Raw genomic sequence first — 14,289 nt, 5'->3', positions numbered from 1 at the left:
TTCAGATGAACTGCCCCGGTCAATAAATTAAGCTAATTAGAACTAAAAAATTGTATTTTTGAATTTTACTGACAGTTGAAAACTAAACGCTTTTTGAATGAAAACGATTATTGAGCTCTTCGAAACGAGTGTAAAGAAATATGCTGAGAATATTTACCTGTGGGAGAAGAAAGAAGGAGAATATCAAGGAACAACCTATAAACAAACCCGCGAAGAGGTACTGAAACTTGCTGCTGGTTTTTTGGCAATGGGAGTAAAAAAAGGAGAACGCATCGGGCTGGTTGCCGAAGGACGAAATCAATGGATTATCAGTGAATTGGGTATGCTTTATGTCGGCGCTGTTAACGTGCCACTATCGGTTAAGCTTGAAGCAGGAGAGCTAAAATTTCGTTTAGCGCACTCCGGTGCCCGAATGGTGATCGCGTCAAAAGGACAAGCCGATAAAATAGAGGCAATACGAAGTGAGCTCCCAAATCTTGAAAAAGTGATCTATCTCGATCATAAGGAAAATGCCCGAAAAAATGATATTCAATATGCTGATATTATTGAAAGCGGTATCGCGTTTTTAAAGGAAAACCCGGAGAAGTTAGAAGCGAGCTACAATGGGATACAACCAAACGATTTGGCAAATATTTCCTATACTTCAGGTACAACTGCCGACCCCAAAGGAATCATGCTATCTCATCTGAATTATGCTGCCAATACGATTCAATCCAACACCTTAATGAATATTACATCTGAATGGAAAACACTGGCTTTTTTACCATGGGACCACTCATTTGCACACACCGCTTGCCTTTACTGTTTAATGTCGAATGGTGCAAGTATAGCATCACTTGAGGTTGGAAAAACGCCAATGGAAACGCTGAAAAATATCCCAAAAAACATTCAGGAAATTAAGCCCTACATCCTGATGAGCGTGCCGGCGGTTGCGAAAAATTTCAGAAAAGGAATTGAAACCAACATTCGCCAAAAAGGCAAAACGATTGAAAAGCTGTTTAATCATGCATTGGAGATTGCCTATAAATACAATGGTTTTGGTCACGACAGGGGTAAAGGAATGCGCTTTATTTATAAGCCATTGTTGGCTTTGTATGATAAAATTTTGTTTTCAAAAATACGCGAAGGATTTGGCGGCAACCTGAGACTTTTCATTGGTGGTGGTGCCCTTTTAGATATTGAATTACAACGATTTTTCTACGCTGTTGGTATGCCCATGTGCCAGGGATACGGCTTATCAGAAGCTTCGCCAGTTATATCCTCAAACGCATTACATGCTATCAAGTTTGGTTCTTCGGGTAAGCCCGTTAAACACATGAAACTAAAGATTATTGATAACGAAGGGAATGAGCTAGCCGCCGGAGAGAAAGGTGAAATTGTCATTCAAGGCGACAATGTAATGCTCGGCTATTGGAATAATCCGCAGGCAACAGCCGAAACGATAAAAGATGGCTGGTTGTATACAGGCGATATGGGCTATGTTGATACCGATGGCTTCCTGTATGTTTTAGGACGTTTTAAAAGTTTGCTGATTGGGAATGATGGCGAAAAGTTCAGTCCCGAAGGGATTGAAGAAGCATTTGTCGATCAGTCGAAATTCATTGACCAGTGTATGCTTTACAATAACCAGAATCCATATACCAGTGGCATGATTATCCCAAACATTTCAGCCATCAACCTGGAGTTGAAGCAACAAGGAATTGAACCTGGCACCGACGAAGGAAATAAAGCTAGTATTCAAATTATTCAAGATGAAATCAATAAATACCGAACAGGAGGTGAATACGAAGAAATGTTTCCACAACGATGGCTACCTGCGACAGTGGTTATTTTGCCGGAGGCCTTTACCGAGCAAAATCATTTATTAAATTCACTGCTAAAAATGGTTCGCGGAAAAATTTACGATTATTTTGCTGACGAATTAGAGTTTCTCTATAAGCCGGAAGCTAAAAACATGATTAATGACAAAAATATTGAAGCGATAAAAAAGTGGAATCGCTAGTTTAATGTCTGAATTCACACTCGGAATAAAACGATATCAACCATGAAACGATCTTTACTTGCACTATTAATTGCGTTGCCTTCACTACTATTCGGACAAGCACAACGGTGGCATGGCCCCAATTTTGATGCGCGCTACCCGGACAAAAACTTAATGGATAGTTGGCCCAATGACTCACTTCCGATCAAACAAACATACACCGGAATTGGAGAAGGTTATGGTTCTCCATCTATTACCGAGGAGGGCATATTTGTCGCCGGAATGCTCGATTCAACAGGCTACATCTACTACTTCAAACACGATGGAGAGATGGCCTGGAAAACTAAATACGGTCAGGATTTCACCTTTAAATTTCCGGGATCGCGGGGCACTCCTACCCTTGTTGATGGAAAGCTCTATTACTCGGGAGCCTATGGCGATGCGGTGTGCATCGACATGAAATCAGGCGATAAAATCTGGCATGTAAATATCTTTGAAAAATATGGTGGCGACCTTATAAAATGGGGTTACACCGAATCACCCTTAGTTTATAAAAACCTGGTCATTTTGCAGCCGGGCGGCTCAGAGACTTCATTGTGTGCATTGAATAAAGAAGATGGATCAGTTGTTTGGGAAACAGCAATTGATGGTAATACGAATGCCTATTGCAGTTCGCGATTAATTGAGCACAATGGAGATACACTGGCCATGGTCAACTTAAATTTTAACCTGATTATCTTTGATCCGGAAACCGGAGAAATAAAAATTAAGCATCCTCTTACCGAGAAAAGAGGCAATCATGCGAATGAGCCAGTCTATAAAGACCGCCAAATTTTTTACTCTTCCGGATACGGCGAAGGCTCCGTCATGTTTGAGATTAACGATGAAAAACAACAATTAGATACCCTTTGGCAAAATGTTGATTTTGATTCAAAAATGAGCGGGATACAGGTTGTCGATGGATTAATTTATGGTACTGCTGATCGCAAAAAACATTGGGCAGTAGTGGATTGGGAAACCGGCGAAGAAGTTTTCACAACCCGCGAAATTAAGCCTGGCTCGCTCATCATGGCCGACAGTAAATTTTATATTTTCACTGAGAATGCGGAAGTTGGATTGGCCAAACCAAAAGCCGACGGACTTGATATCATCAGCCGCTTTCAAACGCCTGCCTATCCCGCGGTGCATGGATATGCTCATCCGGTCATTTATAAGGGCGATCTATTTATCCGATTTAACAATGATATTTGGCGGTATACAATAGCCAAGTGATATTTGAGTTGGAGATCAACTTAGATGTGACTTCATTCGATTGGTTCTATTTTTTCAGTTTTTTTTCCATTGAATCTGCAACCCTTTGCTTTTTCTCCTGTCAATAGGATTATAGCTGAGAACTCAGACCCCATCAGGATATAAAACGAGCGGGTAGAATATTTCACCCGTATAGGGCAGTCGGCAAACGAGTTCCACATGACATAAATAGAAAACAAGCAATCATAATCAGATGAAGAAGATTTATTTCACGTTGTTGATTTCAATACTTATAGTCACTAACTTATTTGCCCAAAGCTATGGCAATTACAAAAAAGTACCTTTTGCCTTTGGACTGTTCCCTCCGGTAAGTACAAATGGCAGCAATGCTGGAAATTGTATTAATAAAGTCTCTGTGAATTTAATTTCAGGCTATTCGGGAGGACTAGCCGGCTTTGAGTTTTCGGGATTCTCAAATACCGAACGTGATTTTGTTCGCGGAGCACAGTTTGCCGGATTTTTGAATTCTGTAAATGGCGATTTCACTGGTTTTCAATACGCGGGCTTTGCCAATTTTAACAGAAGTGTAGCCAGAGGTTTTCAATGGGCCGGCTTTGCCAACTTCAATTATGCTGAGGCCAATGGATTATTATTTGCCGGGTTCGCAAACTTCACCAACGGTAAATCCTTAGCAATTCAGATGGCTGGATTCGCAAATTTTTGTGAAGATGTTGAAGGAATCCAAGGATCGGGGTTCGCCAATATTGTAAAGGGAAATGGTAAGGTTTTTCAAATGGCAGGTTTTTCTAATATTACGCTTGGCGAAGTGAATGGCACGCAACTGGCTGGGTTTTTAAATTATTCGAAAGAAAAAATGCAGAAAGTGCAAATTGCCGGGTTTTCCAACATTTCGATGAATGATGCCAAAGGGCTTCAGTTGGCTGGTTTTGCTAACCTGGCAAAAGGAACCATTGATGGAGCACAGATAGCCGGATTCTTAAATGTTGCCAAGCAAGTTGATGGGCTTCAACTGGGAGTTATTAATGTTTCAGACACTGTTAAAAGTGGCCTCCCTATTGGCTTCTTAAGTATTGTCCGACATGGTTTTTATGAATTGGAAGTCTCAGCAAGTGAAGCCTTAAATACTCAGGCTCTATTTAAAATTGGCGTGGATAAGTTCTACAATATTTTTGCCGTTGGTAGTCAATTTTTAGGCGACGAATTCAACTGGGGATTTGGCTATGGAGTGGGAACTCACATCGTTAATAAAGAGAAATTTAAAACGCAACTGGAACTCATGAACTACCATATTAACGAGGGCAAAAACTGGACAAACACCTACAATGACCTGAATCAATTCAAAATTAATTTCACCAAGAAAATTGGAAATCACTTAGATGTTTTTGCCGGTCCTAACTTTAACCTGATGATTACTAACAATAAGATTACTAATGGCAAACCATTTGAAAGTAATTTTGCCCCATACTCCATTTACTCGCATAAAGGAAAGCGAACGACCTTAAAAGGTTGGATTGGTTTTAGTGCCGGTATCCACATTAACTAAGTCACCAGGTTGAAAGCATGGTTCAACACCTATTCATAACGAATCAATAATTCAACGCTGATGATGGGAGAAAATGGTTGAAGATGTATGGTATCGCCTTGTTTCCAACCATTTTTTATTGCTTTCTATTGTTCTTCCATCTCCAGTTACCCGTCTATTTTTACACGTTTGTTGGTTTGCGTGTACCAAATATAGCCGGCAACATTGGTGTACCCACATCGTTTAAGCTCTTTCACATAGCTGCCAACCTGATAATGGTATTTGTCCAACTCTTTCTCGCCCGATTTATAATCCACCACAATCACTTCATCATCCTTTAGCATGATACGATCCGGGCGTTTCAGTTTGGTACCGGTCAATATCGAACGTTCATTCATCACCCTAAAAGTACCATCAAACCAACCTGACACCTCAGGATCAGTGATTAGTTCTTTTAATTGAATCTTCATCTTTTCACCTTCATCAGTTGGAATTAGTCCTTTAAATACCAAGTCGTCTACTGCCGAATTCAAATCGCTCATGGTTGAAATGTTAGCCAGCACTTCATGAAAAATCCGGCCCTGATTAATTTTTGTTGATGCCAGTTCGCCTTCTACAAAGAAATGCTCATTTCGCTTCCGGAGGTTTAAATAATCATGAAAATCGACAAAGCGAAATTCATTCAATTGCAGCCGATTGTCTTTCACTTCCTCTCGTTTAGTTGAACTCGTAATTTCCCCGTAGGTTAAAGTCTGTGTTTCTTCGTCGAAGTACTCGTTCAATTCACAAAAAAGTTCCGTAGCACCATCATGTGCAAAATGATCGGCTTTTTCCATCGACTGAAACAAAACATCGGCAATATTGCCAAACTTACCTGAAGTCACCGACCAGGTAAACAAAGCTGTTCGAGCCCTTGTGAAAGCCACGTAAAGCATGTTTAAGTTGTCGATATAATTACTGATTTTTTCCTGAAAATATTCTTCAAAAAAGATGGATTCACCCATTCGTTTTTCAAATTTAACGGGAACCAGCTCCAACTGGTCAAACGGCGGTAGTTTGGGGCGACACCATAGCATTGGTGCGTGTTGAGCCGAAACTTCAATCTTCCAATCGCAGAAAGGAATAAACACATAATTGTACTCCAATCCCTTGGCTTTGTGAATTGTTTGTATGCGAATGGCATCCAACGCTTCAGAAACCGCAATGGTCTTTTTCTTACCTTGCTCATTCCACCAAATCAGGAAAGCAGCAATATCAGTCGTTCTGTTTTTCATAAAGGTGGCCACCTGATCGATGAATGCTTGCAAATAGGCCAACTCTTCCTGCAATTCAAACAAATTGAAAAGCTCACAAATTTTAAAAATAATCTCCTGAATATTCCGCCCGCTAAGCGTTTCTGAAAAATAGGCGCTATTCAGGAAATCAGATAGAATATTTTTATCATCTTTTAATTTTTCAAACCAACTGGTTCGATCCGGCTTGTTTAATGAATCAAAACCAATGCTTAACTGATCGGAACCTGGCGTTGCTAAATCAGGAACTCGATGAATAATCTGAAGCTGATCAAACAATTCACTGTAGTACAAATGATTGGCAAGTGCCAGAGCTACCGCGTCGTTCGGATCGGCTAATAATTGCAGCAAAGCAAGCACAAAACTAACGGCTGAAGAGTTTTTCACATACAGCGATTCGCTGGACAAAATATTGAAATTATAATCAGACTCATTGGCTGATTTTTCTTTTAGCAAGCGGTCTGCAATTAACTTGGCTTCGTCTTTTTTACGCACCAACACTGCTATTTCGCGAGCACCTGCTCCCATACCCTGCACTTCTTTTATACGAGCAACCAGCTCATCTAAAACTGTTTCGAGTAAGTTTTCCTTTTCTTCATCTTTGGGTTTATCAAAAAAACGCATGCGAACAGCCCCGCTGTCAGCTGTTTTTGCATTCGCAATTTGCTGCAGGCTTTGGCTATATATTTTTTCAATCTGTTCAGTCATCAATGTACCTTTCAGCCTGTTTTCCTCCAATTCATTATTGACGTGTTGCTGAAAGAGTTGTGGCAATATCTGAAAAACACGGTTGTTAAATCGGATGACATTTCCGGTGCTGCGCCAGTTCATTTGCAGGGTCTCCTCTTCTACCCCATTTGCAGGAAACTGGTTGTTTACCTCCTGTGCCAGCAAATTCCAATCTCCATTTCGCCAGCGATAAATCGCTTGTTTCACATCTCCCACAACCATACCAAGATTATCTTCGGCTAGTGAGTTTCCAATTAATGGTCTGAAATTTCCCCACTGCAAACCCGAGGTATCCTGAAATTCGTCAATCATAAAGTGATTGTAAAAAACGCCGGTTTTTTCATAAATAAACGGCGCATCCGAATCATCAATAATACTTTTCAGCAAGGTGCCCGAATCGGAAATCAATACGACTCCTTTTTCATGAGTCACTTTACGCACCATGGCCTGCAAGTCGACCAAAATACCCAGCGTGTAGAGCTGATTGACAATCAATTTGGCACTGTTATACTCATGTAATTTTTTGAAATAATATTCAACGGCCTCACACAACAACAACTGCAGGGCAGCGGCAGCTTCCAACACATTCGCTTCGTCATTTTTCTTTGTCCACACCTCCGGATCGTCGGCTGCTTCAACAACCCGTTTGCCGGGCCAGCTATCCAGGTTCAAGTCAACCAACCGCTGAAAAGAAGCTGAGGCCCCGGTCTTCTTGTACTTAAAATCATCTACTGAAACGCCATGTTGCTGCATCACTTGTAGTCCTGCTCGTCCAATTCGTTTCAGGTTATTTTCAAATTGATGAATGATTGTGTTCAGTTCGTTTTTATAGGCATTAATAAATTGCTTATCATTAATTTTTTCATGCAGGGTTTTATTCAATGCCTTGAAGGTTTCATTGTATATCTGCACCCCAAGTTTGAGAATATCGTTTTTCAGGTTCCAGCCGCCCCCCTCGCGAATCTTCTCATTGGCAAATTTTTTCAGCCACTCCAGTAATTCCGGATTTTCTTCAATTGAAAGCAGCAATTCATCAACGGCCTCTTCCAAAATCAGGTTATCTTCCAAATCGACTTGATAAGCGGTATTGATGCCCAACTCCCGATTGAACGACTTAATGACACGTTGAAAAAAACTATCGATTGTGCTGATTGAAAAGCGCGAATAATCGTGCAAAATACGTTTTAAACAGATGCGGGCACGATCAGCAATTTCTACCTCCCCCAGTTTCATCTCTTCCATCAGCAAAGGCAAATACGCTGAAGGTCGCTCTTTCGACAACACGTACAGCTCCTCAATTACCCGTTCCTTCATTTCGGTGGTTGCCTTATTGGTAAAGGTTACCGCCAGAATATTTTTGTAGTTCCATTCATTCGCCAGTGCGATTTTCAGGTACTCCAACGCCAAACGAAAGGTTTTTCCGGAACCTGCTGAAGCTTTGTAAACTTTTAATTTTGACATGCGAATTATGCTAAAAGGTCGATTAAAAATTGAGAACGGCTATTAACCGATGTTGTCAAAAAATACATGATAAATGAGACTATTTAACGATTCGGTGTAATTCCCAAGCCGTTTTCAGGCGCAGCCAATTGCTGGTATTTTTTTGGGTCTGCATCTCTGATTTTCTCCTTGGCTTCTTGTTCTTCTTGCCGGTCTGCCTGCGGTTCTTCATGCAACTGTTTGGAAGTCGGCTCAAAGTGAAGACTGATATACATCGGGAAATGATCGGAACCAATGGACTTTAAGCGCTTAATTTTAATCAACTTAAAATCGGAAGAATGAAAAATATGATCCAGTGGCCAACGCATCAAAAAATGTTGTGCATGGAAGGTATTAAAAAATCCCCTCCCAATCCGGGGATCCAGCAGCTGGCTCACTTTCTGAAACATGCGGGTTGATTTGGACCAGGCCACATCGTTAAAATCGCCGAACACCAAAGCAGGAGTGCGCTCCTTTTCAATTTTTTTACCAACAAGTAACAGTTCTCCATCGCGCTCGGTACTTGTATCACTTTCTGTTGGAAACGGAGGCTTGGGATGCAAGCAGTAAATTTGAATAAGTTGGCCCGATCGTAGCCTCACCTGTGCTTCAATGGAAGGAATATCGTCGTCAATCAGGTAGTTGATTTGCGCATCTTTCAGCTCCAGTTTAGAGTATAAAATCATGCCATACAAATTATCCAATGGCTTTTTTATAGTGTGTACATAATCCTTTTCGATGAGGCTCAATTGTTTTTCCCACCAATCGTTGGCTTCGACAGTGAGCAGCAAATCGGGTTTCAGTTCTTCAACCAGTTTGAGTAATTCTGACGAATTTCTATTGGTTTGTAGCACATTACTAACCATTAGCGAAATGGATTGCTCCTGATCATTTCCATGATAAGCCACAACCTGCTTTGGCGAAAAGATGGTGTAACGACTGATTTTCACCACCTGATACGCGATGCTCAGCAGCAATAAACTGCTAATAATTATTTGCCAGGCTTCATTGAAACGATAAAAAGCCAAGCTCAATATAAAGATGAGTAGCATGGAGATAGTAATCTGCAAACGGGGAAAATCAGTTACACGAATCCACCAAGCCGTCCATTTTAAATGCGAAGCAAGTGTAGCAGCCACGAAAAGCACTGCTAAGGAAAACAAGATGATTTCAATACCACTCATACCTGGTCATGCTTAGCAATAATCCATACCGCGTGTATAATTCCGGGGATAAAGCCTAACAGGGTTAATAAGATGTTTAACCAAAAAGCGCCTCTGATTCCAACAGTTAAAAACACACCCAGCGGCGGTAAAATAATGGCAAATAAAATGCGTAAAAAACTCATATTCGAAATTTAAAGTTTAACTTTTGTTTACTCTAGATGCAAGATACAAATTTAAACGAGTAGTGGTAACAGCAATTCAATATTTGAAAAGCTCACTGGCAATCGTACATTTGCAAGAAGCTTTAATTCAACGATCATGGTACTTCAAATTTTATTGGGAATTTCCATCATTCTGCAATTTTTCGCTGCAGGAGTGGCTATTAAACTGACACGAGTCACCAAGTATAATTTTTCGTGGATATTGCTGACCATTGGGTTTATCTTCGTGGCCATTAGCCGCACAATGGAGTTTTTGCCGTTCATTAGCAATTTTGAGCCGCAGGATTTGGGCGAAGTTGCCATTTGGTTTGGCGTTGTTATTTCCCTGAGTTTTGCCATCGGAGTATTCATGATCCAGCGCATTTTTAAGTACATGAAACGCGTTGAAGATTCGCGTAGGCTGACGGAAAAAATGTTTCTGAATGCCATTATTCAAACCGAAGAGAAAGAGCGAAAACGGTTTGCTAAAGACTTGCACGATGGATTGGGACCATTGCTCTCAACAGTAAAAATGTCGGTCTCTTCGCTGGCACAACTCGAACACGACAAAGCGTCAAAGGAAATTGTTGAAAATACCGAGATGGTCATTAATGAGGCCATCAAATCACTAAAAGAAATATCGGATAACCTCAGTCCACATGTGCTAAATAATTTTGGTTTGTTGCGAGCTTTACGCAATTTTATAAACAAAATTAATGTCACTAAAGTTATTCAGATTGAATTAATATCGAATATGGGAAACGAGCGTTTCGACAATAATACTGAAGTTGTTTTATATCGGGTTATTTGCGAACTAATTAACAACACCATTAAGCATGCCAATGCAAAAAATGTTCAACTATCAGTTCTCAAGGAAGCGAACCACATCAGTATTTTCTATCACGATGATGGGCAAGGCTTTAACAAGGAAAAACTTGACCAGCAACCGATGATTGGCGGCATGGGATTTTCGAATATATATTCAAGGATTAACTCTTTAAAAGGAGAAATTAACATCCATAGTGAACTGGAAAAAGGGACACAGGTAAACATCAATGTAAAAACAAAAAATGACTAAAGAACAATACAATATCATCCTGGTCGATGATCATACTCTGTTTAGAAATGGCCTGCGAATTTTGCTCAACAACCTATCTGGCTATCAGATAAGTGCTGAAGCTGCTAATGGTCAAGAATTTTTAGACTTGCTGGAAACGCAAGTTCCTGATCTGGTGTTGTTGGACATTGACATGCCTGTAATGGATGGTATTGAAGCGGCTCAAAAAGCGGTTAGTAAGTATCCTGATATCAAGATCATCACCCTATCGATGTATGGCGAAGAGGACTACTATTACAAAATGGTAGATGCCGGGGTCAAAGGTTTTTTACTAAAAAACTCGGACATCAGCGAAGTTAAAACTGCCCTGCAAACGGTTGTTGAAGGAGGCACTTATTTTTCTTCGGAATTGTTGCAAACCCTGGTCAGCAGTCTGCGAACCAAGTCGCAGCATCACGAAAAGCAACATATACTCTCGGAACGCGAAATTGAAATTTTAATCTTAATCTGCAAGGGATTTTCAAATCAGGAAATTGCCGATCAGCTTTATATTTCGAAAAGAACAGTTGACAAACACCGATCCAATATTTTGGAAAAAAGCGAAAGTAAAAATACTGCCCAACTGGTGATGTATGCGATCAAAAATCAGTTGGTTGAAATCTAGGTAGCACCATGTTCAATTCAAAAATCAAACTATAAATCAAGCTTTCGCTGAGGATTGTTAATGGCCTCTTCCATTTCATATTCCTGAACGATTTGATCAATAGTCATCAAACATTTGCCACAGCTGGTTCCTGCGCGCGTTGCATATTGAATATCTTCGGTTGAAGTAGCTCCTTTTTTCAAGGCTGAAATAATTTCTTTTTCTGACACCATGTTGCATATGCAAACCAATCGGTTTCCCATCACTTACCCTCCATTACTTATACAGTCGGTTTTCTGTTTACGTCCGACTACACAATAAATTTATTTTCGATGTATAGTCGAAGCTCCCGGTACGCATCAATCACCACATCTTTTTTCGACATCGATTCGTACAGCTTCTTAATCAATTGCTTCTCATTCAACAACTGAAAACTAACACGAAAGTTCAAATCAAAAACCATTGACATAATAGCCAACTTGTAATCATTAACCGATTCCATATCCTTGCGTTTGGCCGGTTTATGACTTTTAATGCTTTTTACAATATTATCGCTAACTGTGCCTGCTGCCGGCAAGCCATGACTAATGGCATCGAGCTTAAAAGAACCATCGCGATTCAAGTTTTTAACACAGGTTTCCCAAATATCAAGCTTATCAGAATCGCGAAGAATCTGGCTATAAGTAACAATCAGCTTATCCTCCTTTAACGAAATGCCTTCTTTGTTGTGGTTGAGAATAACCTGAGTTATCAAATTTTTCTTTACCTCGGGCAAATTCTTGAAGAATGTCTGTTCTCTCAAAATATTAACCCCTAGTTGAGCATGATTTTCCGACTGCTCGTCATCAAAAGATTGATATTGAACAAACTGCTCAAAACGGCCTACATCATGCAATAAACCAATTATTTCGGCTAACAAAATATCTTCCTCTTCAAGCATCAGATTAGTAGCTACAACGCCGCTAATTTTGGAGACTTGCAAAGAGTGTTCTCTTTTTAAAGCGAGAACTTCAGCCATTTTGGGGTCTGACTGCTTTAAAAATACGGCTGTGTATTTTTCAAAGAAATTACGTGCAGCCTGTATGTTTTCTTTTACAACTGATAATTCTTCCATGGTGCTACAAAAATAAACCTTTTGTCTTTTAATCTACTCTTTAATAAAGTAGTTTATTAACAATATTAGAAGCTTAACGTTCTTTTTAAGTTTTTATTAGAAATCCTGTTAAAAAACGATTGTTTTACTATTTTTGCACACGCTTTTGGTCCCATAGTTCAATGGATAGAATTTAAGATTCCGGTTCTTAAGATCTGGGTTCGAATCCCGGTGGGATCACTAAACAAATACATCAAACTCCCGTCAACAATAGTTGGCAGGAGTTTTTTTATTTTACATCGTGTCATATTTGATATTGATATCTTTTATGACGATCCCTCAAATTTTAAGCAAAGGTTTTCCAATTTCAGACAGACAGGCCCTTTGGGTAGCAATAGACTGCGGCATAAACCCAATAAAAAAACGGTCAACTGTTTTCTGATTGTTTAGTACGGCGTTAACCTCAGACACGGATTAAGGATAACTAACAAGTTCTATTTTTAGCAGATATGAACAAAACTTTCGTTGAATCTACATGTTTATTACAGCGATGAATACGAATCAGCCTTCAGAATATAGTAATACAGGACAAAGCAAAACAAAAACAATAATAATCCTTGGTATATTAACGGCATATGTGCCCTTTTCAATTGACACTTATTTACCTGCCATGCCCCATATTGCCGATTATTTCGGCACGACGTCAGCAAGGATGACATTCTCGCTAACCACTTTTTTTATAGGTTTTGCGACGGGACAGGTAATTTATGGTCAGCTACTGGATTTATATGGTAGAAAATCACCCCTCTATTTTGGATTAGTGATTAGCATTCTGGCTAGTATCGCCTGTATTTTTGCCTGGGATTCAAGTTCCTTTATCGTATTTCGGTTTATTCAGGCACTGGGGGCATCTGTTGCATCTGTGTCTGCATTAGCTATGGTGCGCGATTTTTTCCCACCAGAGGAAAGTTCCAGGGTTTTTTCTTTACTGGTTTTAGTCATTGGCAGTTCACCGCTTCTTGCCCCAACTCTTGGAGGTTACATTACTGCCCATGTGGGGTGGCAATGGATTTTTGTATTTCTTTCGTTAATGGCCGTAGCAGTCATGAGCCTTGTTTATTTTGCCCTTCCGGTTAACTATATTCCTGATAAAAATTCAAGTTTGAAGATATCAGATTTGGCAAAAGATTACTGGGTAATACTGAATCAACGTCAATTTATTACCTATGCTTTAGCTGGGGCTTTTTCATTCTCATCGCTGTTTATCTACGTCGCCGGGTCGCCTATTATTTTCATGGAAAAATATCACATGACAGCACAAAGCTTCGGTATTGTTTTCGCGATGCTCTCGGTTGGCTTTATAGGAGGAAGTCAGCTGAATATTATTGTGTTGAAGAGATTCAGGAGTCAGCAAATATTTGAATTTGCTTTGATTTGCCAACTGTCTATTGCAGCGCTATTCTACATCGGAACATTAAACGGATGGTACGGAAGAAATACCATTATTGTATTTTTGTTTTTTATTTTATTGTGTCTGGGATTTACTTCTCCCAATGGTATTGCACTGGCTCTTGCTCCTATTCAGAAAAAGTTGGGAGGCGCATCTGCCTTGGTAGGTACCATCCGCATCGGAATTGCAGGATTAACTACGGGAGGAATCGGCTTATTGAATGTGACCGATGGAGTTCCGATAGCCGGGATGATGGTTGCAACAGCATTAATCTCCTTTTCCATTTTATTCGTTAATAGAAAGCGCATGAACCTTTCCTTTGCAATAAGATAAAAAAACAGACTCAAAATCTTCAGCCAAAACGGTCAACTGTTTTCAGATTGTTAAGGATTAAATTCCGGCAGT

General features: G+C 40.0%; 11 protein-coding genes and 1 tRNA gene. 7 read left to right on the top strand and 5 right to left on the bottom strand.

Going from position 1 to position 14,289, the window contains the following annotated elements; genetic code table 11:
- Positions 1–97: 97 nt before the first annotated feature.
- The 3 genes from GR929_RS01945 to GR929_RS01935 all read left to right on the top strand — a co-directional run bounded on the left by GR929_RS01945 (position 98) and on the right by GR929_RS01935 (position 4,796).
- Positions 98–2,002 carry an AMP-dependent synthetase/ligase gene (locus tag GR929_RS01945; protein ID WP_159517225.1) on the top strand — a complete coding sequence of 635 codons (1,905 nt, stop codon included), beginning with the start codon at positions 98–100 and terminating at the stop codon, positions 2,000–2,002.
- A 42-nt stretch (positions 2,003–2,044) separates the two neighbouring features.
- Positions 2,045–3,253, top strand: coding sequence for an outer membrane protein assembly factor BamB family protein (locus tag GR929_RS01940; protein WP_159517224.1), 1,209 nt, complete (start codon positions 2,045–2,047; stop codon positions 3,251–3,253).
- Between the two features lie 232 nt (positions 3,254–3,485).
- Positions 3,486–4,796: a hypothetical protein gene (locus tag GR929_RS01935; RefSeq protein ID WP_159517223.1), complete on the top strand. Its 1,311-nt coding sequence runs from the start codon at positions 3,486–3,488 to the stop codon at positions 4,794–4,796.
- 146 nt (positions 4,797–4,942) lie between these two features.
- Here GR929_RS01935 and GR929_RS01930 read toward each other — a convergent pair whose 3' ends face one another.
- The 3 genes from GR929_RS01930 to GR929_RS01920 all read right to left on the bottom strand — a co-directional run bounded on the left by GR929_RS01930 (position 4,943) and on the right by GR929_RS01920 (position 9,623).
- Positions 4,943–8,257 (bottom strand): UvrD-helicase domain-containing protein, encoded by a 3,315-nt coding sequence (locus GR929_RS01930; RefSeq protein WP_159517222.1) that lies wholly within the window; start codon positions 8,255–8,257, stop codon positions 4,943–4,945.
- A gap of 83 nt (positions 8,258–8,340) precedes the next feature.
- Positions 8,341–9,459 (bottom strand): endonuclease/exonuclease/phosphatase family protein, encoded by a 1,119-nt coding sequence (locus GR929_RS01925; protein ID WP_159517221.1) that lies wholly within the window; start codon positions 9,457–9,459, stop codon positions 8,341–8,343.
- A complete protein-coding gene (locus tag GR929_RS01920) occupies positions 9,456–9,623 on the bottom strand; it encodes a YqaE/Pmp3 family membrane protein (protein ID WP_159517220.1) in 168 nt (55 codons plus the stop codon). Before GR929_RS01920 ends, GR929_RS01925 begins: the two co-directional genes overlap by 4 nt.
- 136 nt (positions 9,624–9,759) lie before the next feature.
- On the opposite strand from GR929_RS01920, the gene GR929_RS01915 reads away from it, so the two are divergent.
- Together GR929_RS01915 and GR929_RS01910 are read left to right on the top strand one after the other, a co-directional pair.
- A complete protein-coding gene (locus tag GR929_RS01915) occupies positions 9,760–10,719 on the top strand; it encodes a sensor histidine kinase (protein WP_159517219.1) in 960 nt (319 codons plus the stop codon).
- Complete coding sequence (locus tag GR929_RS01910; RefSeq protein ID WP_159517218.1) at positions 10,712–11,362, top strand: response regulator; 651 nt, start codon at positions 10,712–10,714, stop codon at positions 11,360–11,362. The genes GR929_RS01915 and GR929_RS01910 overlap by 8 nt, the downstream gene beginning before the upstream one ends.
- A 29-nt stretch (positions 11,363–11,391) precedes the next feature.
- On the opposite strand, the gene GR929_RS01905 is transcribed toward GR929_RS01910, so the two are convergent.
- Both GR929_RS01905 and GR929_RS01900 read right to left on the bottom strand, forming a co-directional pair.
- The gene (locus GR929_RS01905) at positions 11,392–11,604 is read right to left on the bottom strand and encodes a (2Fe-2S)-binding protein (protein ID WP_262886035.1); all 213 of its coding nucleotides are present in this window, start codon (positions 11,602–11,604) and stop codon (positions 11,392–11,394) included.
- A gap of 47 nt (positions 11,605–11,651) precedes the next feature.
- Positions 11,652–12,455, bottom strand: a complete 804-nt coding sequence (locus tag GR929_RS01900) for an HD domain-containing protein (protein ID WP_159517216.1) — start codon at positions 12,453–12,455, stop codon at positions 11,652–11,654.
- A 147-nt stretch (positions 12,456–12,602) separates the two neighbouring features.
- Here GR929_RS01900 and GR929_RS01895 point away from each other — a divergent pair.
- Both GR929_RS01895 and GR929_RS01890 read left to right on the top strand, forming a co-directional pair.
- Positions 12,603–12,674 (top strand) — tRNA-Arg (locus tag GR929_RS01895).
- Positions 12,675–12,984: 310 nt separating this feature from the next.
- The gene (locus GR929_RS01890) at positions 12,985–14,217 is read left to right on the top strand and encodes a multidrug effflux MFS transporter (RefSeq protein ID WP_159517215.1); all 1,233 of its coding nucleotides are present in this window, start codon (positions 12,985–12,987) and stop codon (positions 14,215–14,217) included.
- Positions 14,218–14,289: the final 72 nt, after the last annotated feature.

The organism is Sunxiuqinia indica, assembly GCF_009847015.1.
GTDB classification, from domain to species: domain Bacteria; phylum Bacteroidota; class Bacteroidia; order Bacteroidales; family Prolixibacteraceae; genus Sunxiuqinia; species Sunxiuqinia indica.
This window is presented reverse-complemented; position numbering and strand designations above follow the sequence as displayed.